Genomic DNA, 19,325 nt, shown 5'->3' on the forward strand with positions numbered 1-19,325 from the left:
CCATAGCGCAAGAGCCGTGTCCTCGCCAGCCTCTTGGAGATGAAGCATCTGGTCCAGGCATCGTTCGTCCCTTGCGCTGGCCTAAAACGCCGTGATACCTCGCCCGCGAAGAACCCCTGTCGCGGAACTGCCCACCATGTCGAAAGCAAAAGCCGTCAAGAAAGTCGTGCTCGCCTATTCCGGCGGCCTTGATACCTCGATCATCCTGAAATGGCTGCAGACCGAGCTCGGCGCCGAGGTCGTGACCTTCACCGCCGATCTCGGCCAGGGTGGCGAACTGGAGCCGGCCAGGCGCAAGGCCGAGATGATGGGCATCAAGGACATCCGCATCGTCGATGTCCGCGAGGAGTTCGTATCCGATTTCGTCTTTCCGATGTTCCGCGCCAACGCTGTCTATGAAGGCACATATCTGCTCGGCACCTCGATCGCCCGGCCACTGATCTCGAAACATCTTGTCGAGATCGCCAGGGAGACCGGCGCCGATGCGATCGCGCATGGCGCCACCGGCAAAGGCAACGACCAGGTGCGTTTCGAGCTGTCGGCCTATGCGCTCAACCCCGACATCAAGGTGATCGCGCCGTGGCGCGATTGGTCGTTCAAGTCGCGGACCGATCTCATCAACTTCGCCGAGCAGCACCAGATCCCGGTGCCGAAGGACAAGAAGGGCGATGCGCCTTTCTCGGTCGACGCTAACCTGCTGCATTCGTCTTCCGAGGGCAAGGTGCTGGAGGACCCGTGGACGGAACCGCCGGAATTCGTCCACCAGCGCACCATCTCGCCGATGGACGCGCCGGACAAGGTCACCGAGATCGAGATCGAATTCCTCAAGGGCGATCCGATCGCGCTCAACGGCAAGAAGCTGTCGCCGGCGACGATGTTGGCGGCGCTGAACGATCTCGGCCGTGACAATGGCATCGGCCGGCTCGACCTGGTCGAGAACCGTTTCGTCGGCATGAAATCGCGCGGTGTCTACGAGACCCCCGGCGGCACCATCCTGATCGCCGCCCACCGGGCGATCGAATCGATCACGCTCGACCGCGGTGCCGCCCATCTCAAGGACGAGTTCATGCCGCGCTATGCCGAGCTCATCTACAATGGCTTCTGGTTCGCGCCCGAGCGGCTGATGTTGCAGGCGATGATCGACAAGAGCCAGGAAGACGTCGAAGGCACCGTGCGGCTGAAGCTCTACAAGGGCAACGTCATGGTCAGCGGCCGCAAGTCGAGGAAGACGCTCTATTCCGACGCGCTGGTCACCTTCGAGGACGACCGCGGCGCCTACGACCAGAAGGATGCAGAAGGTTTCATCCGCCTCAACGCGCTGAGGCTGCGGACACTGGCGGCGCGCAATCGCAAGGGTTGATATTCCCAACAGGCCCAATGCTTAGATGAGTTAGGAACCCGGTGAGGACACCGGGTTTTATTTGGCGTCTCTAATATAATAGAAGCCGCGATTTCAGATCGTTTCCTGTTTGACCTTTCCGTGATTTGATCTTACTTCTCGTGCGGGTCGGAGGGCTTTGACAGTGAAAAACAGACTTTTTCTTCTGCTTGCGGCGGTGGCCGTCTTTACCGCGGGTCAGTCCACGCAAGTCCCGGCGGGGCAAACATCCAAGGTCCATACTTGCAAAAGTTTTGACGGCCCCTTCCAGATTCCCGCTTCCCAGAAATGCCCGTTGAGCGGCTACGCGCAGGGTCCCAGAGTCCCGACGGTCATCGGGGACAAGCCAAAAGCGGCTACCCCGGCGCCGCGGAATTCCAAATTCCGTACCTGCAAAAGTTTTGACGGCCCCTTCCAGATTCCCATTTCCCAGAAATGCCCGTTGAGCGGCTACGTGCATTATTGAGCGTGATGTGCCCAGGCGCTTGGCCACGCTTGGAGCTGGTTTCCTGCCCGCGTTGGCTGTCCTGGCGAACTTGGCCGTCGCCAAAGCCAACGATGACCCCCCTCCCTCGACCTTCCCGCGCTGGTCGAGTGCGGGGCTGACGTTCCGACATATAGTGGTTTTGCCCTTTGGCTGACCGACCGCCCCGATGCGCCCGCAAAGCTCGGCTGGAACGACGTTTCTTCCGGCAATCCTTTCCTCAAGCAATATGAATTGCCGGCCCCGCTTCGCGTATTCGGGCGCGAAACGGCGTCCGTCGTCCTTACCGCGACCGGGCCGATGGCGGTGTTTGACGAAGTTTCCACGCCCGGGGCTTGGCCGGACTTTCGGTCGAATAGCGCAATTCCAGGAAAAGCGTGAAACGGTTTTCCGTCCGGGATTGCGTTAAAACAAAGCTCTAGACTAGGACGTAGACTCGTTACCGCGTAGCCAGATACGGACGGAGACGAGTTTGAGGGCAGCGAGGTAGTTTTGTCATATCGAGTTGCGATGCGACGGAACTGCTTGGCCTGGTTGAAGAAGCGTTCGACGAGGTTGCGGGCCTTGTAGAGGAAGGGGCTGAAGCACATCGGGTCCTTGCGGTTGGCCTTGGGCGGGATGTTGGCCCATGCCTTTTGCTCGGTGACGGCATTGCGCAACGCGTTGGCATCATAGCCCTTGTCGGCGAGCAGCATGGCACCCTCGGGCAAATCCTTGATAAGTCCGCTGCGTAGGCGATGTCACTCATTTGACCTGCCGTGAGCGTCAGCTTGATCGGCCTGCCTTCGGCGTCGACAAGAGCATGGATTTTGGTCGTCAGCCCGCCTCGGGAACGACCGAGACAATGATCTCGATTCCCCTTTTTGCCGTCGCACCCTGCTGATGGACGCGAACAATAGAGGTGTCGATCATCTGCACCGTGCCGTCATGGGCCTCGGTAATGGCGTCCATCAGCCGATCCCAGACACCTGCTATCCGCCATCGAACGAAGCGGTTGTAGCCAGTGGTGCGAGGCCCGTAGCGCTCGGGCAGATCGCGCCATGGCGCACCCGATCGCAGCACCCAGAAGATGCCGTTCAGCACCCGGCGGTCGTCTACGCGCGGCACGCCTCGCGGCTTGTTGGGCAACAGCGGCTCGATCGCCCGCCATTCGAAGTCGGTCAGATCGTATCGGCTCATGCCCTTATGAATCAGACCCCGCTCAAGTTTGGAACCAGCCAGTCGGCAAACGACCCAATGCGGACAGGACGGCTGCTCACACCTCACTTCCATGTTGGTGAGCTTCGTCCTCAACGAAAAGGTCGAGGCCCCAGCCAACACCGCAATCCGCGAGCACCCTCATCGCGGACGGCTCAAGCCAAATGCCGCACTGTACGTCGTAGGGCTGATAGAACCCGCCGTAGATAGTTATCTGCTTTGGCCGCACTTCCTGCCACAGCCGTGCGAAGGCCTCCTCCCGACCTCGCATCTGCTCGATCAGGTAGTTGACCGCATTCTCGTGCTCGGCCCCACTCCGGAGCCTTTGCCGCGGACCATCGAGGCTCCATCCATTCTTCTTGCGCGGGGAACCGTTACGCATCGGGTCGCCCTTGCGGACTATGCGTGTCGGTTCGAGGCTTAGGATCGCAGTCACCCCCTCGGGGTCCGCATCGAAATCAACGATCGAGAGCGAGATCATCGCCTGTCCTAGCTAGGTTCCAAAGGGCAAGGCAAGCCCTGCGCTGTTGCGAGACTCTTCATGCTCGCCTCGCGCTTCCAACCGAGCCCAGTCATTTTTGCGTTTATATCCTGTCAGTCGGCATCGATCGCCGTGGCCATGCGGGCGATGGCCTGTTGATAGACGCTCGCGGAATTCCAGCCAGCGATTGCGCCCATATTCGCCTGCGCACTCGCGCCGGCCCGCCAACCATGACTCTTGAGGAAGTTGGCGGTGGAAGCCAACGCAGTGCTCTTGTCGCGCAGATTTTTGTTTCCGACACCATACGTCAAAACATTTCCGGGCAGGAACTGCGTGTGGCCAATCTCGCCGTGCGCGGCACCGACCGACGAGGCGCTCAACGCTCCGCGATCAACCAGCTTCAGGGCCGCAATGGCATGCGGGTAGAAGAACTCCGGACGGCGACAGTCATAGGCCAGCGTTAAAATGGCGGAGACCGTATTCTGGTTGCCCATGGCGGAACCGAAGCCGGTCTCCATGCCCCAGATGGCGAGCAACACGCCCGGCGACACGCCGTAATTCCGTTCGATCTTGTCGAACAGCGCAGCATTGGCCTTCTTCAGCGCACGGCCCCTGGCAATGATCGCGGACGCGCCACGGCGCTTCATGAAAGCTTCCACCGAGCCGCTGAAAGCCTTATGGATGGCGCGGTCGACGGAGATCGTCTTTGTCGCGTAGGTTGCGCGAGCCAGAGCGGCCAGACCCTTCGAGCCGACACCGTCGGCCTTCGCCTCCGCGGCGAACTCCGGTTTCCATGCCTCGAAGCCGGCGCCGCTCTTGCCACAGCTGGCCGCCGCCTGCGCGCCCGTCGCCAGCGCAAGCACCGCCACCACCGTGGCCACTACAAACATCTTCCCCTTGGCAAGAAATGCCATGCTGCTCTCCTGGTTGCCTGAATCACGTTCCCTATTGCGAACTTGCCTGCGAAACACCTGCTTGTCACTGCCCCGGCGCCACGCCGATGCACTCAATACAGCAGGAACCTCAAATCCACCACACTGGCGGACGCCCGGGAATTTGCCTACGATCAAGTAATTATTGTGGCGGGGACAGAATAAGCATGGAAGACGTTGATGTCGTGATCATCGGCGGGGCGCTGAGCGGTTTGTGTGCTATGCGGCGGCGGCGGCCCGGCCGCTCGCAAGTGCGCGCCACGCTGATGCAGCCCGTGGCGGAAAAGATCTTCTTCGCCGGCGAGCATTTGGCCGGTCCGCTGATGCAGACCTGCGGCGGCGCCAGATTGTCGGGCGAGGCAGTGGCCAAGGAGGAGGTCGTCGCCCAGCTTGCGGCAAAATAGCATCAGCCGGCAGGAACGTCGGCAGCTGACAGGCGTTTGGCGTTCTCCTGCTCGTATCGTCCTCCGCATTTCGAATGATTTGAGACGCCAATGAAGCTTTTCGACTGCCCGCATTGCGACCACCGTCTCTATTTCGAGAACGCGCAATGCCTGAACTGCGCCAGCCTCGTGCTCTACGATCCCGAGCATGCGCGCTTCGCGCTGTCCGGCGCCGAGGTCTTCTATTGCACCAATGCCGACGAATGCGCCTGCAACTGGATGGCGGAGCCCGGCCACGCCTTCTGCCGCGCCTGTGCGCTGAACCAGCTGATCCCGGATCTGTCGGTCGACGGCAACCGCCGCCGCTGGATCCGTGTCGAGGCGGCAAAGAAGCGTGCCGTCTATTCGCTGCTCGCCTTCGGCCTGCCGGTCGCACCCAAGCAGGACGTTGGCGACGAGATCGGTCTCGCTTTCGATTTTCTTGCCGATCCGATCGGCGGCGGTCCGGGCGGCGAACGTATCCTGACCGGTCATGACAACGGCCGGATCACGCTCAACGTCGCCGAGGCGGATTCGGCAGAGCGCGAACGGCGGCGCGTCGAGATGGGCGAGAACTACCGCACGCTGCTCGGCCATTTCCGCCATGAGCTCGGCCATTATTACTGGGACCGCCTGATCCGCGACGATTCGCAAAAGCTTGCCGGTTTTCGCGCTTTGTTCGGCGACGAGCGCGCCGGCTACGAACAGGCGCTGAAGACCTATTATGCCGATGGCGCGCCGCCCGACTGGCAGCAGCGCCATATCTCGGCCTATGCGACGTCGCACCCATGGGAGGACTGGGCCGAGACATGGGCGCATCACATGCACATCACCGACACACTGGAGATGGTGCATGCCCTGAATTTCCCGCTCGGCCGGCTGGAAACCGTTGAAGCCAACGAGCTGCCGCGCGCCGATACCGGCGGCAAGTTGCAGCCGGCACCATCGGAACCCGCCGCCAGCCCAGAGCCCTTCGAAAGGATTCTCGACCGCTGGCTGGTGCTGTCGGAGGCGTCCAACTCGATCAACCGCTGCATGGGCCTGCCCGATCTCTATCCCTTCGTCATCTCGGACGTGGCGGCGCAAAAACTTGCTTTTGTTCACGAGCTTTTGACCGACCTGCCGAAAACGACTGGAACAAATCGTGAGCCGGCCGAAGCCTTTTAGCCGGAACGCATGCGGCTTTGCTTCGTTTTCCGTGCCAAGGGACTGTGAAACGGAGAGAAGACCATGAAACGCATATTGTTTCCGGCGGTGGCCGGAGCGCTCATAGCGATGTCGGGCTCTGCTTTGGCCGACACCGCCGTCTCGGCCATCACTGATCTCAATGTACGCGCCGGCCCCGGCCCGCAATATCCGGTGATCGGCGTGCTTGCGGCCGGCCAGTCGGCGACGCTCGACGGCTGCATCGCCAACAGCAAATGGTGCACCATCGCCGAGGCCAACGGCCAGGGCTGGGTCTATTCCGACTATGTGACGGCCGATTTCGGCGGCAGCCGTGTGGTCCTGACACAGCGTCCGGCCAGCGCCGACATTGCCGTCGTGACGCCGCCCGCCGATAGCGTCGAGTATTCCGACAGCTATACCGGAGCAATCGTCGCCGGCGAGGCGATCGAGCCTATCCGGAGACCGCCGGCCGAGATCCGTACCTATGTACGTACGCATCGGCTCGATCCGGTCTATCTCGAGGGTGAGGTGGTGACGGGCGCGACGTTGCCTGACACCGTCGAGCTGCGCGAGATTCCGGACTATGATTACCGTTACGTCTATGTGAACGGCCAGCCGGCACTGGTCGATCCGGGCAGCCGGCGTATCGTGTACGTCGTGCGCTGACGATACAAACAGGGCGGTCGCCCTGTAATGGCGGCCGCTCGCACTCCCGACATTGCCACAAGCCGGCATTGCCGCTGCAATACCGGTTTCCACATTGGGGCCGATGTTCTAGACCTTGCGAGCCGAAGCACCAGCCAGCGAGCCCGCGTGACGATCGACCCAACCGCCTTCCAACAGTACCGGCACACCGCCAACAACAAGACCACTTTGCCGCGGCTTCTGCTTGGAGCGGTGGTCGTCATCCTGTTCTGGCTCGGAACCACTGCCGCCGTGCTGTTCGGCGGCACCTATGCCTTTGCCGTTTGGCAGGCATCGTCTGGCACCGCCCCGCCAGGTGGGGGAGCGGTGCAGGATTTCATGGCCTCTCCTGCAGGCATCCTTGCGGCGCTGGCTTCATTTGCCGGAATCTGGCTCGGCCTTTGGGCTGCCATGCGCTGGATCCATCAAGAGAAGCTGACAGCCCTGATTGGCGTCAGCCGGCGCATTTCTTGGTCGGGGTTCCTGAAAGGACTGACCGCGGTGCTGATCACCTCGCTGCTTTCCGAGATCCTGCTTTATGGTTTGCAGCCCGACATCGCGCGCGGCGCGATCGGCCTGTCCGCGTGGCTTTTGTTCCTGATCCCGATCGCCGCCCTGACCTTTCTGCAGACCTCGTCGGAGGAGATGCTGTTTCGCGGTTATCTGCTCAGGGGCCTGGCGAGCCGGTTCCGGAACTCTTTCATCTGGGCGCTGCTGCCGGGATTGCTGTTCACCTCCCTGCACTGGAGCCCAGGTTCAAGCGCTGCCATCAATGCCTGCGTGCTGGCCTCGATCGCTGCCTTTGCGCTGCTGCTGACGCTTCTGGTCTATGCAACCGGCAATCTCGGTGCCGGCTTTGGCGCCCATCTCGGCAACAATCTGACCGGCTTCCTGCTGATTTCGCACCAGCAAAGCTATAATTCCTTCGCCCTGTTCAACGCCAAGCCGCTCGAAGCCGCGGGCTGGACGACTTCAGACGCCGTCCTCATCGCTTCGATCGGCATCGTCAGCAGCCTGTTGACCGTTCTGCTGCTTTTACATCCGCGCTCACCGCTGAAGGTCGAGCCGGATATGGCGCGCGCCGGCAGCGTGCGCTGATGTGCATTGCCTGGTCGTCCTGAGCTATTTGACGCAAAGCTTGACCAAAGCTTGACTCTGCGGCCGATTTCCTGTCTACACGCCGCGAATTCCGCGACGAGTATTCCTCCGAGCAAACCGACCGGGACGCCGAAACCTCTTTGAGGTGAAGTGCCGTAAATCGATCCCGGAGGCCAACACCCGGCAGCGCTGTGCGCCCCCGGGTGCTTTTTGGCTTTGGGCTTTGCCCGGACCGGCTTTTGCTTGGACAGTTGGCGCGAACGCATTACCTCTCGGGCATCATCCGGGTGCCAGGGAAAAGGAAAAAGAATGTTTGAATCGCTACAGGAACGCACAAGAGGCGTGGAGGGCCTTCGGCCCGACAGGGGTCAAAATGAATCCAAGGCGCTGTCGCGCGGCGGGTTGACCAATGTTTGAGTCCCTGCAAGAGCGCCTTGGTTCGATCCTGAACGGCCTCACCGGCCGCGGCGCCTTGTCGGAGGCTGATGTCTCGGCGGCGCTGCGCGAGGTGCGCCGTGCGTTGCTCGAGGCCGACGTGGCGCTGGAAGTGGTGCGTTCCTTCACCGACAAGGTGCGCGAGAAGGCCGTCGGCGCCGCCGTGGTCAAGTCGATCAAGCCCGGCCAGATGGTCGTCAAGATCGTCCATGACGAGCTGGTCGAGATGCTCGGCGCCGAGGGCGTCGCCATCGACCTCAATGCACCGGCTCCGGTCGTCATCATGATGGTCGGCTTGCAGGGTTCCGGCAAGACGACGACCTCGGCCAAGATCGCCAGGCGCCTCGCCGACCGTCAAAACAAGAAAGTCTTGATGGCCTCGCTCGACACGCGGCGTCCCGCCGCGCAAGAGCAGCTCCGCCAGCTCGGCGAGCAGGTCAAGGTCGCCACATTGCCGATCGTCGCCGGCCAGACGCCGGTCGATATCGCCCGCCGCGCCGTGCAGGCGGCCAAGCTCGGCGGCCATGACGTCGTCATCCTCGACACCGCCGGCCGCACCCATATCGACGAGCCGTTGATGGTCGAGATGGCCGACATCAAGAAGATGTCGTCGCCGCACGAGATCCTGCTGGTCGCCGATTCGCTGACCGGCCAGGACGCCGTCAATCTGGCAAAAAGCTTCGACGAGCGCGTCGGCATCACCGGCCTCGTGCTGACCCGCATGGACGGCGACGGCCGCGGTGGTGCGGCGCTCTCGATGCGCGCCGTCACCGGTAAGCCGATCAAGCTGATCGGCACCGGCGAAAAAATGGACGCGCTGGAGGAATTCCACCCCAAGCGCATCGCCGACCGCATCCTCGGCATGGGCGACATCGTCAGCCTCGTCGAAAAAGCGGCCGAGAACATCGACGCCGAACAGGCCGCGGCGATGGCCAGGAAGATGCAGTCGGGCAAGTTCGACCTGAACGACCTCGCCGGCCAGCTTCAGCAAATGTCGAAAATGGGTGGCATGGGTGGCATCATGGGCATGATGCCCGGCATGGGCAAGATGAAGGACCAGATGGCCGCCGCCGGGCTCGACGACAAGATGTTCGGTCGCCAGCTCGCCATCATCTCGTCGATGACCAAGGCCGAGCGTGCCAACCCCGATATTCTGAAGCACTCGCGCAAGAAGCGCATCGCCGCCGGCTCGGGTACCGACGCGGCCGAAATCAACAAACTGTTGAAGATGCATCGCGGCATGGCCGACATGATGAAGGCGATGGGCGGCAAGGGCAAAGGCGGCGGCCTGATGCGCGGCATGATGGGCGGCCTCGCTTCCAAGATGGGGCTCGGCGGCATGATGCCTGGCGGCCCAGGCGGTCCCGGAGGCGGCATGATGGGCGGCGGCATGCCGGACCTCTCCAAGATGGACCCCAAGCAGCTCGAAGCCTTGCAGAAGCAGGCGCAGGCGGCCGGGCTCGGCGGCATGAAGGGCCTGCCCGGTGGTCTTCCCGGTGGCGGTGGCCTGCCTGGGCTGCCCGGCGGCATGAAACTTCCCGGCCTGCCGGGCGGTGGCGGGCTGCCAATGCTTGGCAAGAATGGCCTCGGCAAGAAGAAGTGAGGGCGCCATGAACGAAGAGAAGGACATGGCGGACGCGCGTGCGGCGCTGGCCAATTATCGCGCCTCGATCGACAATATCGACGCGGCGCTGATCCACATGCTGGCCGAGCGCTTCCGCTGCACCAAGGCAGTCGGCGTGCTGAAGGCGGAACATGGCCTGCCGCCTGCCGACCCGGCGCGCGAGCAGGAGCAGATCGCCCGTCTTCGCCAACTGGCGAAGGACGCCCATCTCGACCCGGATTTCGCGGAGAAATTCCTGAACTTCGTCGTCCGCGAAGTGATCCGCCATCACGAGCAGATCGCCGCATCCAACGGCGTAGCGAAAACCGGCTGAGGATTAGCCACCAACCGATCAACCAAATCAGAGCTTTTAGGAGAAAAGAAATGCCACTGAAAATCCGATTGGCCCGTGCGGGCTCGAAGAAGCGTCCCTATTACCATGTCGTCGTCGCCGACGCGCGTTCGCCGCGCGACGGCCGTTTCATCGAGTCGCTCGGCTCGTGGAATCCGCTGCTGCCCAAGGACGGCGAACGCGTCAAGGTCGACGCCGAGCGCGTCAAGCATTGGCTGTCGCATGGCGCCCAGCCGACCGACCGCGTGCTGCGCTTCCTCGATGAAGCCGGCATCGCCAAGCGCGAAGCGCGCGCCAACCCGAAAAAGGCCGAGCCCGGCAAGAAGGCGCAGGAGCGCGCAGCCTTGCTGAAGAAGGCGCAGGAAGATGCCGCCGCGGCCGTTGCCGCCGCCGCAGCCGCGCCGGCCGAGGCGGAAGCCGCCAGCGCCGAATAAATCATCTCCACAACCGCGAAACGGCGGGCCCTGCCCGCCGTTTTGCTATTGCATCCATATGATGCGGCCCGATCAATAGCCTTCCGGGCAACTCGCAACGTAGACACGACCGTTACGATCGCGATAACGGCATTGGCCGCTTTCGCTGGCACGGCCGATCAGTGCACCGGCCAAAGCGCCGGCCGCACCGCCGATCACCGCGCCCTTGGTCGGGTTGCCGGCCACAGCAGCGCCGACCGCCGCACCGCCCAGGCCACCAACTGCCGCGCCTTGCTCAGTACGGGAGCAGGCACCGAGCGGGACCAGCAAGGCCATCAAGATCATCACCTTTTTCATTGTCGTTCCTCTCCAACAGGGTGCCGTCCTCGCCGCTGCACCCCCTAACTCGCAACCAGGCGATTTGATCCAAAGAAGAAGATCGGCTGCCGCCCGGCGGCGCTCAATTTGATCCAAAGAGTAGAAAGGCGGCGGCAGACCGCGCCCGCTCTGGCAGCGTGGCCACCATCGAACGGCTTTCGATGTCGCCGCTATTGGCTAAACGGGAACAACGCGCGCACCCTTGGATCGCGCAGATACAGGCCACCCCAGAGGACGGCGCCGAGATAGACGCCGAACAGTATGTGCGAGAACAAAGGGCTGCCGATACGCACATGCGTGGCGACGGCGCCGCCGAGATAAGCGGTGAGCAGGATGGCGCCGAGCACCGAGGTGCGTGGCAGCGCGTAAAGCGCTGTCGAGACCAATCCAATGGTGCCGAGCATGCGCGAGACATTGGCATCGGCCGGCCAGCCGAGCTGCACCATGGTCTGGGTGACGATTTCGAGCGGCGGTAGCTTGATGACGCCGTCGAAGATCATGAACAGCACGATGACGGCGCTGAGCACGCGGCCGGCCCACAGGGCACGCGGTGAGACGGGTGCTGCCTGAGACATGGTCATTATGTTCCCTCCGGTCGTTGTGAGCACTGGCTCCTTCGCCAGCTCGAACCAAGGACGCGGCCCATGACGGCGATCCGACACGCCTCCAGCTCTTTTTCACTCCGGGGGACGGCGACCTCGGATGTACAAGTTCAGCCGGCAACGAACCTGGTCAAGTCCACCTTGCGAGGTGAGATGGAGGGCGTTATTGAAAATCCGTAGGGGTGTCTGCCGACGCTCGACGGCAGCCGCCGCCTGATCGCACAACGAAAAGCAACCGATGGCCGGAGAGACCGACCTGAAACAGTTGCTGGCGGCAATGACGCCGGAATTGCTTGCCGGCGTTCATGTCTTCACCACGTTGCCACCCGATGCGCCCGCTCCCGACAGGCTCCACCCGGTGATGCTATTTCGCGAGCGCGAGGGCACGACGCTGATCGTGCTTGAAGACCATGCCAAGGCCGCTGGACTGAAAAACGTGTTCCGCTGCCGGATGCTGACGCTGAACATCCATTCGTCGCTGGAAGCGGTCGGCTTCCTCGCCGCCATCACCGCGCGGCTGGCCACCGCCGGCATCGGCGTCAATCCGGTCTCGGCCTTCTACCACGATCATCTGTTCGTGCCCGCCGACCGGGCGGCGGAGGCGCTGGAGTTGCTGTTGGACCTAGCGGAGGAGAACCGGCTGTGACGCCGGCGCCTTGCTGCCTATTTGAGACGCCTGCGCTGCCCCTCATACGCCTGCCGGAACCTTCCCCCCGTGAACGGCGAGAAGGGCGCAAAACGGCCGAAGGCCGAGCCTGCGACCGCAGGCCGCCGGTCGTCCGGCGCCCCCGCGGAGGCCAGCCGCGTAGCGGCGATACGGCCGTGAGCGAAACAACCGCCGAAGGCCGAGCCCGCGACTGCGGGCCGCCGGTCGTCCGGCGCCCCCGCGGAGGCCAGCCGCGCTAGCGGCGATAGGGCCGTGAGCGAACTATGCCGCCTTCTTCTTCGGCTGGATCAGCCCGCGCTCGACCAGCAGCTCGGCGATCTGCACCGCATTGAGTGCCGCGCCCTTGCGCAGATTGTCGGAGACGATCCACATCGACAGGCCGTTGTCGATGGTCGAGTCCTCGCGGATGCGCGAGATGAAGGTGGCGTCCTCGCCGGCCGATTCCAGCGGCGTGATGTAGCCGCCGTCCTCGCGCTTGTCGATGACCTGGCAGCCCGGCGCCTCGCGCAGGATCTCGCGCGCCTCATCGGCGGTGATCGGCTTCTCGAACTCGATGTTGACCGCTTCCGAATGGCCGATGAACACCGGCACGCGCACGCAGGTCGCCGTCAGCTTGATCTTCGGGTCGAGCATCTTCTTGGTCTCGGCCACCATCTTCCACTCTTCCTTGGTGAAGCCGTCGTCGAGGAAGACGTCGATATGCGGGATGACGTTGAAGGCGATACGCTTGGTGAATTTCTTGACGTCGACCTGGTCTGCGACAAACACCGCGCGCGTCTGCGTGAACAATTCGTCCATGCCTTCCTTGCCGGCGCCGGAGACCGACTGGTAGGTGGCGACGACGACGCGCTTGATGGTGGCCGCGTCATGCAGCGGCTTCAGCGCCACGACCAGCTGCGCCGTCGAGCAGTTCGGGTTGGCAATGATGTTCTTGCGCGTGAACAGCGAGATCGCATCCGGGTTCACTTCCGGAACGATCAGCGGCACGTCCTGGTCGTAGCGGAAGGCCGACGAATTGTCGATGACGACGCAGCCCTGCTTGCCGATCTTCGGCGACCATTCCTTGGAGACGTTGCCGCCGGCCGACATGATGCAGATGTCGGTGTCGGAAAAATCATATTGGTCGAGCGCCCTGACCTTCAGCGTGCGGTCGCCGAACGACACTTCCGTGCCCTGGCTGCGCCGCGAGGCCAGCGCCACCACCTCGCTCACCGGAAAGCCGCGTTCCTCCAATATGTTGAGCATTTCCCGGCCCACATTGCCCGTGGCGCCGACGATCGCAACCTTGAAACTCATCGAAATCTCCTGTCCCTCTCCGCTCGGTTTCTGGAGAAAACCCGCCGGCCGATGCGGGTTTCAACCCCCGGGCCGGACCCGGGAGAGGGTGGTTAGGCCAAGGGAATCAGACCGTTTTGGTGGTCGTTTTGCCGGTTTTTTTGAGCAAGAACGTGATTTTGCTGGAACGAGGAGACGCAGCGACGCGCCCGGCCCAATGGTTCGCATTGGGGCCGGGGATGTCGAAGGCAGAAAGCGCCATCAAAAGGCCGCGCATCGAAAACTATCCCGTTCGGTGCCGGCTTTTACGCGGTTTACGTCTAGAGTCAATCGCAAGCAGGCCGACCCGCCCGCCCTGTACAATGACGGCGGCACCAAGTACGAACGAGCATCGTCTGGCTCGTGGCGCCCGTCTGTGGGCGCTTGCCGACATTTGACCCGTCGCCGGGTATTCAGAATCCGAATTTCGAAAGAGCAAGATGTCCAACTTCGAAGCTATTGTTCCCGCGCTGGCAAAGGCGCTGGAAAAACGCGGCTATGTCGAGCTGACGCCGGTGCAGAACGCCGTTCTCGAGCTTGGCCAGGCCGATGCGCTGGTTTCGGCCCAGACCGGCTCCGGCAAGACCGTCGCCTTCGGTCTGGCTTTGGCGCCGACCCTTCTCGATGGCGCGGAGCGCTTTTCCCACGCGGCGGCACCCCTGGCGCTGGCCGTGGCGCCGACGCGGGAGTTGGCCCTGCAGGTAACGCGCGAGCTGGAATGGCTCTACGAACTGACCGGCGCCACGGTGGCGTCCTGCGTCGGCGGCATGGACATGCGCACCGAACGGCGCGCACTGGAGCGCGGCGCCCATATCGTCGTGGGCACGCCCGGCCGCCTGCGCGATCACATCACCCGCAATTCGCTCGACATGTCGGCGCTCAAGGCAGTGGTGCTCGACGAGGCCGACGAGATGCTCGATCTCGGCTTTCGCGAGGATCTGGAATTCATCCTCGATGCCGCGCCCGCCGACCGCCGCACGCTGATGTTTTCCGCGACCGTGCCGCGCTCCATCGCCACGCTGGCCAAGGGCTACCAGCGCGATGCTGTGCGCATCTCGGCCTCCGGCGAGGAAAAGCAGCATCTCGACATCGAATACCGGGCGCTGAGCGTCGCCCAGGCGGACCGCGAAAACGCCATCATCAACGTGCTGCGCTATTACGAGGCCAAGAACGCGCTGGTGTTCTGCAACACGCGCGCCGCCGTCAACCATCTGACGGCACGCTTCAACAACCGCAACTTTTCCGTCGTGGCGCTGTCCGGCGAGCTTAGCCAGAACGAGCGCAGCCACGCGCTGCAGGCGATGCGCGACGGCCGCGCCAAGGTCTGCATCGCCACCGACGTCGCGGCACGCGGCATCGACCTGCCCAATCTCGAGCTGGTGATCCATGCCGACCTGCCGACCAACCCGGAAACGCTCCTGCACCGAAGCGGACGCACGGGTCGTGCGGGACGCAAGGGCGTCAGCGCGCTGATCGTGCCCAATAGTGCCCGCAGGCGCACCGAGCGGCTGCTGCAAAGTGCCGGCCTTGCGGCAACCTGGGCGAGCCCGCCGTCGGCCGACGACGTGATACGGCGCGACGATGAGCGCATTCTCGCTGATCCGGTCTTCAGCGAGCCTATGAAGGATGAGGAGCGCGGCTTCGTCGAGGCGCTTCTCGATCAGCACGGGCCCGAACGGGTTGCCGCCGCCTTCGTGCGGATGTGCCGCTCCAGCCACTCGGCGCCGGAAGATCTTCTCGACGTGGCACCGTTCACGCCGTCGGGCGAAAAATTTGCCCGCCGGGACGAGGCACCGAGCCGCCGCGACGATTTCGGCGACAGCGTCTGGTTCTCGCTGTCGGTCGGACGCCTGCAGAATGCGGAGCCACGCTGGCTGATCCCGATGCTGTGCCGGACAGGCGGCATTTCCAAGCGCGAGATCGGCGCCATCAAGATGCAGCAGGAGGAAACCTTCGTGCAGATCGCGGCGGACTGGGCCGAGCGTTTCCTCGCTGCGATCGGCCCCGACCGGAAGCTGCAGGGCAACATTGCGGTCAAGCGGTTGGACGGCACGCCGGATTTGTCGCGGGCCGGCTATCAGGAACCACGACCCGACAAGAAGCCGCACCGCGGCAAGCGCACCTTCGATCAGAACACGCCCAAATTCGAGAAGCGCGCACCGGCCGACCAGCGCCCGGCATTCGAGGCGAAGCCCTGGGGCGGGAAACCGGCCAAGGCGAAGTTCGAAGGCGGACCTGCGAAACACAAGAAATCGAAGAAACGGCCGGGGTAAATAGCCAGAACTCTCCATTTCCGCACGCCTCTTGCGGTCTGCCGGAACTTTGCACAGTCTGGGGCGGGGAAATGGGGGTGGGCAGGACATGCGCGGCGAAGTTCTTCATTACGACGAAGACCAGGGTTTCGGCTTCATCACCGGAGCCGACGGCAACCGCTACACTTTGGCGCGCGAAGATTTGCGCCGCGAAGCATCGGTTGCCGGAGGTACGACCGTCGAATTCCAGCCGGCTGGCGGACGGGCACGCGATGTTTTTTCGATCCGCGCCCAACCTGCCAGTGCGCCCGCCGACGCCTCCACTGCAACCGCCGCCCCAACTCAGGCCGGCAATGCGCCCGCGGCACGTCAGCCGCAACATTTCGGCCGTTCCGCTGAACAAAGTCCGGCTGAATCGGCTGGCCTGTGGAGCTACTTCTGGTGGGGTCTGACCGAGAATTACTTCAACTTCGCCGGCCGTGCCCGCCGCAAGGAGTATTGGGGCTATTGTCTGTTCTGGACGATCGCGCTGATCGTGGTCATAGGACTCGGCGTCTTTATCGACGACGCCATGGGCAATCTCGACAACAGTGAATTGCCGGCAGTGACGGTCGGCCTTTCCGGTCTCTTCCTGCTGGCGACAGCCCTGCCGTGGTTCGGGCTCAACGTGCGTCGCCTGCACGATACCGGCCTGACCGGCTGGCTCTTCCTGCTTTTCCTGATCCCGACCTTCGGCACCGTGATCATCCTGATCTTTGCGCTGATCCCGACGCAGCCGCGCGTAAACCAGTGGGGTCCGGTGCCGGAGGGGATCAAGACCGCATAACCTCACCTGAGTTGGTTCTGCTAAAGCTGCTTGTGTTCGCTCAAGGCGATGCGTTCGATGATCTTGAAGTCCTTCGCGGAATGACCACGAAGGGTCTTCTTGTGGGTCTGGATCGTTTCCGTCCCGACAACCTCGAATGTGGACCCTTCATAGGCGATTTCGCAGTCGACCACCCTATCCGGCCAAAGCCAGATCAAGAGACACAACTCGTATTGATCGGGAATGGCTTCTAGCAGGTAGAAATCGCTCTTTTCGACCTGATATCGGTCGCAGATGAACTGCAGCAATGGCGCGAGGTGTTGATCGCCGCGAAACTCAGCCTGGCGTTGGTGCTCGCCGAGAAGATCCCTTTCAATGGCGCGCTGCACCTCACCCATACACCTGTCACCCCAAAAATTTGGCGATGATCGCGTCGCCCATCTCGGTCGTGCCGACCTCGGTCATCCCCGGCGAATGAATATCCCTGGTACGCAAGCCCTGATCGAGCACGGCGGCGATCGCGCCTTCCAGCCGGTCGGCCTCTTCAACCATGCCAAAGGAATAGCGCATGCACATGGCGAAGGAGGCGATCATGGCGATCGGATTGGCGATGCCCTTGCCGGCGATGTCGGGCGCCGAGCCGTGCACCGGCTCGTAGAGCGCCTTGCGCTTCTTGGTCTTGACATCAGGTGCGCCGAGCGAGGCCGACGGCAGCATGCCGATCGAGCCGGTCAGCATGGCGGCGATGTCGGACAGCATGTCGCCGAACAGATTGTCGGTGACGATGACGTCGAACTGCTTCGGCCAGCGCACCAACTGCATGCCGCCGGCATCGGCCAACATGTGATCGAGCTTGACGTCGGCATACCTGGCCTTGTGCGTCTGGGTGACGACCTCGTTCCACAGCACGCCAGATTTCATCACATTGCGCTTTTCCATCGAGGTGACGTGGTTCTTGCGCGTGCGTGCCAACTCGAAGGCAACGCCCGAAATGCGCTCGATCTCGAATGTGTCGTAGACCTGGGTGTCGATGCCGCGCTTCTGGCCGTTGCCGAGATCGATGATCTGCTTCGGCTCGCCGAAATAGACGCCGCCGGTGAGCTCGCGCACGATGAGGATATCGAGACCTTCGACCACCTCCTGCTTGAGCGAGGAGGACGCCGCCAGTGCCGGATAGCAGATTGCCGGCCTGAGATTGGCAAACAGCTCCATGTCCTTGCGCAGCCGCAGCAGACCCGCCTCCGGGCGCACCTCGTAAGGCACGGCATCCCATTTCGGCCCGCCGACGGCGCCGAACAGCACCGCGTCAGCCGCCATTGCCTTGGCCATGTCGGCATCGGAAATTGCCGCGCCATGTGCGTCGTAAGCGCAACCGCCGACAAGGCCCTCGTCGGTGGCGAAATCGCTGCCGAGGCTGTCGTTCATGCCGGCGATCAATTTCTTCACCTCGGCCATCGCCTCGGGGCCGATACCGTCGCCGGCAAGCAGGAGAAGATTTTTCGAAGCCATGAGAACCGTCCTGATTGTGTCGTGAGCCGCGGCCTTGCTAAACGCCAAGCGGCCGGCGCGCAAGCCTGCGGTTCAGAGCATCGGACCCAAAAGTGGAAACCGGTTTTGGGAAAATCCGATGCTCAAGACAAAATGCCTAGAGATGCGAAAGGATATTGACCAGCCTGCCGAACGGGTCGCGTACGAAGAAGCGACGCACGCCCCAGGGTTCGTCCGCCGGACCGTATTCGATGGCAAAGCCGGCCGTCCTCATGCTTTCAAGCGCGGCATCGACGTCGTCGACTTCGATAGAGATGTCCGGCACCGGCGTTCCTGATCCCCCTTCGGCCATGAAACTGACCTGCACGGACATCGTCTCTTGCGAGCCGTAGGTAGCGATCCAGCCCATATCCATCTTGAGATCGAGGCCGAGCACATCCTGATAGAAGGGTTTTGCCGCCGCGATATCCTGCGTGTCTATGTTTGCAACGATGCGCCTGACCTTCGCCATGGGCCGATCCTCGTGCTAACCGTGTCGTTGTCGCAACCGTGACAGGCATCAGGCTGTGCGCCGCAGCGCCGTCACCTCGATCTCGATCTTCATCTCCGGCTTGTTGAGCTGACACACGATCATCGTTGCCGCCGGCCTGATCTCGCCAAAGACCTCGCCGAGGATCGGGAACACCACATCCACGAAAGCCGCATCGGTAATATAGTAATGTGCCCGCACCACATCGGCCATCTCGAAGCCGCCGTCCCCGAGCGCCTTGGCGATCGTCGCCAAGCAATTGCGCGTTTGTGCCTCTACGGTCTCCGGCATCGACATGGTCGCATAATCGTAGCCGGTCGTTCCGGACACGAAACACCAGTCGCCCTGCACCACGGCGCGCGAATAGCCGGCGGTCTTCTCGAAGGGCGAACCGGTGGAGATCAGTTTTCGCATGGCTTCCTCGCAGTGGTTGCGGCCATCCTGAAGGTATAGGGTCCACCCGGCCATGGGCCAGAGGCAACCGATTGTTGTTACGACGTGGAAAGCGCAGACCTCGGAGATTGGCCAGAACATCTCTCCAGCCGTCATCCTGGGGCGAAGCAAGGAGCGAAGCGACGCGGCGCAGACCCCAGGATCCATATGTGGACGGCGCCCTGCCTGCAACGGTTGTTTTGCGTCGTTTT

General features: G+C 62.7%; 21 protein-coding genes and 1 pseudogene. 11 read left to right on the top strand and 11 right to left on the bottom strand.

Features of this window, described 5'->3' with window-relative positions; translation table 11 throughout:
• Window positions 1–136: 136 nt before the first annotated feature.
• Window positions 137–1,360, top strand: coding sequence for an argininosuccinate synthase (locus tag NKH60_RS20660; RefSeq protein WP_352770308.1), 1,224 nt, complete (start codon window positions 137–139; stop codon window positions 1,358–1,360).
• Between the two features lie 925 nt (window positions 1,361–2,285).
• Here NKH60_RS20660 and NKH60_RS20665 read toward each other — a convergent pair.
• From NKH60_RS20665 to NKH60_RS20675, 3 genes and pseudogenes are all read right to left on the bottom strand, one after another.
• Window positions 2,286–3,041: pseudogene (locus NKH60_RS20665) on the bottom strand (IS5 family transposase).
• A gap of 76 nt (window positions 3,042–3,117) precedes the next feature.
• Window positions 3,118–3,540, bottom strand: a complete 423-nt coding sequence (locus NKH60_RS20670; protein ID WP_352832335.1) for a DUF4279 domain-containing protein — start codon at window positions 3,538–3,540, stop codon at window positions 3,118–3,120.
• A 113-nt stretch (window positions 3,541–3,653) separates the two neighbouring features.
• Window positions 3,654–4,454, bottom strand: a complete 801-nt coding sequence (locus NKH60_RS20675) for a lytic murein transglycosylase (protein ID WP_352470839.1) — start codon at window positions 4,452–4,454, stop codon at window positions 3,654–3,656.
• A gap of 185 nt (window positions 4,455–4,639) precedes the next feature.
• Here NKH60_RS20675 and NKH60_RS20680 point away from each other — a divergent pair, with 185 nt between their 5' ends.
• The 7 genes from NKH60_RS20680 (at window position 4,640) to rpsP (ending at window position 10,667) form a co-directional block, all read left to right on the top strand.
• Window positions 4,640–4,876, top strand: a complete 237-nt coding sequence (locus NKH60_RS20680) for a hypothetical protein (protein ID WP_352832332.1) — start codon at window positions 4,640–4,642, stop codon at window positions 4,874–4,876.
• Between the two features lie 90 nt (window positions 4,877–4,966).
• A complete protein-coding gene (locus NKH60_RS20685) occupies window positions 4,967–6,061 on the top strand; it encodes a zinc-binding metallopeptidase family protein (RefSeq protein WP_352832331.1) in 1,095 nt (364 codons plus the stop codon).
• A 63-nt stretch (window positions 6,062–6,124) separates the two neighbouring features.
• Entirely contained in the window at window positions 6,125–6,727 is a 603-nt protein-coding gene (locus tag NKH60_RS20690) for a DUF1236 domain-containing protein (protein ID WP_292664090.1), read from the top strand.
• A gap of 147 nt (window positions 6,728–6,874) precedes the next feature.
• Window positions 6,875–7,843 (top strand): CPBP family intramembrane glutamic endopeptidase, encoded by a 969-nt coding sequence (locus NKH60_RS20695; RefSeq protein WP_352832330.1) that lies wholly within the window; start codon window positions 6,875–6,877, stop codon window positions 7,841–7,843.
• 409 nt (window positions 7,844–8,252) lie between these two features.
• Window positions 8,253–9,881: a signal recognition particle protein gene (gene ffh, locus NKH60_RS20700; protein WP_352541973.1), complete on the top strand. Its 1,629-nt coding sequence runs from the start codon at window positions 8,253–8,255 to the stop codon at window positions 9,879–9,881.
• A gap of 7 nt (window positions 9,882–9,888) precedes the next feature.
• Window positions 9,889–10,215 (top strand): chorismate mutase, encoded by a 327-nt coding sequence (locus NKH60_RS20705; protein ID WP_352450211.1) that lies wholly within the window; start codon window positions 9,889–9,891, stop codon window positions 10,213–10,215.
• A 50-nt stretch (window positions 10,216–10,265) separates the two neighbouring features.
• Window positions 10,266–10,667: a 30S ribosomal protein S16 gene (gene rpsP / locus NKH60_RS20710; protein WP_352450212.1), complete on the top strand. Its 402-nt coding sequence runs from the start codon at window positions 10,266–10,268 to the stop codon at window positions 10,665–10,667.
• 72 nt (window positions 10,668–10,739) lie between these two features.
• Here the strand turns inward: rpsP and NKH60_RS20715 are convergent, their stop codons facing one another.
• Both NKH60_RS20715 and NKH60_RS20720 read right to left on the bottom strand, forming a co-directional pair.
• Window positions 10,740–11,003 (bottom strand): YMGG-like glycine zipper-containing protein, encoded by a 264-nt coding sequence (locus tag NKH60_RS20715; RefSeq protein ID WP_023680734.1) that lies wholly within the window; start codon window positions 11,001–11,003, stop codon window positions 10,740–10,742.
• A 191-nt stretch (window positions 11,004–11,194) separates the two neighbouring features.
• A complete protein-coding gene (locus tag NKH60_RS20720) occupies window positions 11,195–11,605 on the bottom strand; it encodes a DoxX family protein (RefSeq protein WP_023680735.1) in 411 nt (136 codons plus the stop codon).
• Window positions 11,606–11,864: 259 nt separating this feature from the next.
• On the opposite strand from NKH60_RS20720, the gene NKH60_RS20725 reads away from it, so the two are divergent.
• On the top strand, window positions 11,865–12,272 hold the full coding sequence (locus NKH60_RS20725; RefSeq protein WP_352817223.1) for an ACT domain-containing protein: 408 nt from the start codon (window positions 11,865–11,867) through the stop codon (window positions 12,270–12,272).
• Window positions 12,273–12,554: 282 nt separating this feature from the next.
• Here NKH60_RS20725 and NKH60_RS20730 read toward each other — a convergent pair whose 3' ends face one another.
• Window positions 12,555–13,589 carry an aspartate-semialdehyde dehydrogenase gene (locus NKH60_RS20730; protein WP_023680535.1) on the bottom strand — a complete coding sequence of 345 codons (1,035 nt, stop codon included), beginning with the start codon at window positions 13,587–13,589 and terminating at the stop codon, window positions 12,555–12,557.
• A 106-nt stretch (window positions 13,590–13,695) separates the two neighbouring features.
• Window positions 13,696–13,845, bottom strand: a complete 150-nt coding sequence (locus tag NKH60_RS20735; RefSeq protein WP_352450216.1) for a hypothetical protein — start codon at window positions 13,843–13,845, stop codon at window positions 13,696–13,698.
• A 202-nt stretch (window positions 13,846–14,047) separates the two neighbouring features.
• Here NKH60_RS20735 and NKH60_RS20740 point away from each other — a divergent pair, with 202 nt between their 5' ends.
• Complete coding sequence (locus tag NKH60_RS20740; RefSeq protein ID WP_352832323.1) at window positions 14,048–15,880, top strand: DEAD/DEAH box helicase; 1,833 nt, start codon at window positions 14,048–14,050, stop codon at window positions 15,878–15,880.
• Between the two features lie 88 nt (window positions 15,881–15,968).
• Window positions 15,969–16,685 (top strand): DUF805 domain-containing protein, encoded by a 717-nt coding sequence (locus NKH60_RS20745; RefSeq protein WP_352832321.1) that lies wholly within the window; start codon window positions 15,969–15,971, stop codon window positions 16,683–16,685.
• A gap of 20 nt (window positions 16,686–16,705) precedes the next feature.
• On the opposite strand, the gene NKH60_RS20750 is transcribed toward NKH60_RS20745, so the two are convergent.
• From NKH60_RS20750 to NKH60_RS20765, 4 genes are all read right to left on the bottom strand, one after another.
• On the bottom strand, window positions 16,706–17,062 hold the full coding sequence (locus tag NKH60_RS20750) for a hypothetical protein (protein ID WP_352832318.1): 357 nt from the start codon (window positions 17,060–17,062) through the stop codon (window positions 16,706–16,708).
• 7 nt (window positions 17,063–17,069) lie between these two features.
• A complete protein-coding gene (gene leuB / locus NKH60_RS20755; protein WP_352541965.1) occupies window positions 17,070–18,173 on the bottom strand; it encodes a 3-isopropylmalate dehydrogenase in 1,104 nt (367 codons plus the stop codon).
• Window positions 18,174–18,309: 136 nt separating this feature from the next.
• Window positions 18,310–18,663: a VOC family protein gene (locus tag NKH60_RS20760; protein WP_352470852.1), complete on the bottom strand. Its 354-nt coding sequence runs from the start codon at window positions 18,661–18,663 to the stop codon at window positions 18,310–18,312.
• A gap of 48 nt (window positions 18,664–18,711) precedes the next feature.
• On the bottom strand, window positions 18,712–19,095 hold the full coding sequence (locus NKH60_RS20765; RefSeq protein WP_352450222.1) for a RidA family protein: 384 nt from the start codon (window positions 19,093–19,095) through the stop codon (window positions 18,712–18,714).
• Window positions 19,096–19,325 lie beyond the last annotated feature (230 nt).

Source organism: Mesorhizobium sp. M1006 (assembly GCF_040318825.1).
Classification (GTDB): Bacteria; Pseudomonadota; Alphaproteobacteria; order Rhizobiales; family Rhizobiaceae; genus Mesorhizobium.

Bases quoted from the DNA above. Each gene is read 5' to 3' on its own strand.
- NKH60_RS20745 (WP_352832321.1), top strand. From the start codon at position 15,969: ATGCGCGGCGAAGTTCTTCATTACGACGAAGACCAGGGTTTCGGCTTC.
- NKH60_RS20730 (WP_023680535.1), bottom strand. From the start codon at position 13,589: ATGAGTTTCAAGGTTGCGATCGTCGGCGCCACGGGCAATGTGGGCCGG.
- NKH60_RS20660 (WP_352770308.1), top strand. From the start codon at position 137: ATGTCGAAAGCAAAAGCCGTCAAGAAAGTCGTGCTCGCCTATTCCGGC.
- NKH60_RS20690 (WP_292664090.1), top strand. From the start codon at position 6,125: ATGAAACGCATATTGTTTCCGGCGGTGGCCGGAGCGCTCATAGCGATG.
- NKH60_RS20765 (WP_352450222.1), bottom strand. From the start codon at position 19,095: ATGCGAAAACTGATCTCCACCGGTTCGCCCTTCGAGAAGACCGCCGGC.
- NKH60_RS20685 (WP_352832331.1), top strand. From the start codon at position 4,967: ATGAAGCTTTTCGACTGCCCGCATTGCGACCACCGTCTCTATTTCGAG.
- NKH60_RS20680 (WP_352832332.1), top strand. From the start codon at position 4,640: ATGGAAGACGTTGATGTCGTGATCATCGGCGGGGCGCTGAGCGGTTTG.
- NKH60_RS20725 (WP_352817223.1), top strand. From the start codon at position 11,865: ATGGCCGGAGAGACCGACCTGAAACAGTTGCTGGCGGCAATGACGCCG.
- NKH60_RS20760 (WP_352470852.1), bottom strand. From the start codon at position 18,663: ATGGCGAAGGTCAGGCGCATCGTTGCAAACATAGACACGCAGGATATC.
- NKH60_RS20735 (WP_352450216.1), bottom strand. From the start codon at position 13,845: ATGCGCGGCCTTTTGATGGCGCTTTCTGCCTTCGACATCCCCGGCCCC.
- NKH60_RS20715 (WP_023680734.1), bottom strand. From the start codon at position 11,003: ATGAAAAAGGTGATGATCTTGATGGCCTTGCTGGTCCCGCTCGGTGCC.
- leuB (WP_352541965.1), bottom strand. From the start codon at position 18,173: ATGGCTTCGAAAAATCTTCTCCTGCTTGCCGGCGACGGTATCGGCCCC.
- NKH60_RS20670 (WP_352832335.1), bottom strand. From the start codon at position 3,540: ATGATCTCGCTCTCGATCGTTGATTTCGATGCGGACCCCGAGGGGGTG.
- NKH60_RS20720 (WP_023680735.1), bottom strand. From the start codon at position 11,605: ATGACCATGTCTCAGGCAGCACCCGTCTCACCGCGTGCCCTGTGGGCC.
- NKH60_RS20705 (WP_352450211.1), top strand. From the start codon at position 9,889: ATGAACGAAGAGAAGGACATGGCGGACGCGCGTGCGGCGCTGGCCAAT.
- rpsP (WP_352450212.1), top strand. From the start codon at position 10,266: ATGCCACTGAAAATCCGATTGGCCCGTGCGGGCTCGAAGAAGCGTCCC.
- NKH60_RS20675 (WP_352470839.1), bottom strand. From the start codon at position 4,454: ATGGCATTTCTTGCCAAGGGGAAGATGTTTGTAGTGGCCACGGTGGTG.
- NKH60_RS20740 (WP_352832323.1), top strand. From the start codon at position 14,048: ATGTCCAACTTCGAAGCTATTGTTCCCGCGCTGGCAAAGGCGCTGGAA.
- NKH60_RS20750 (WP_352832318.1), bottom strand. From the start codon at position 17,062: ATGGGTGAGGTGCAGCGCGCCATTGAAAGGGATCTTCTCGGCGAGCAC.
- ffh (WP_352541973.1), top strand. From the start codon at position 8,253: ATGTTTGAGTCCCTGCAAGAGCGCCTTGGTTCGATCCTGAACGGCCTC.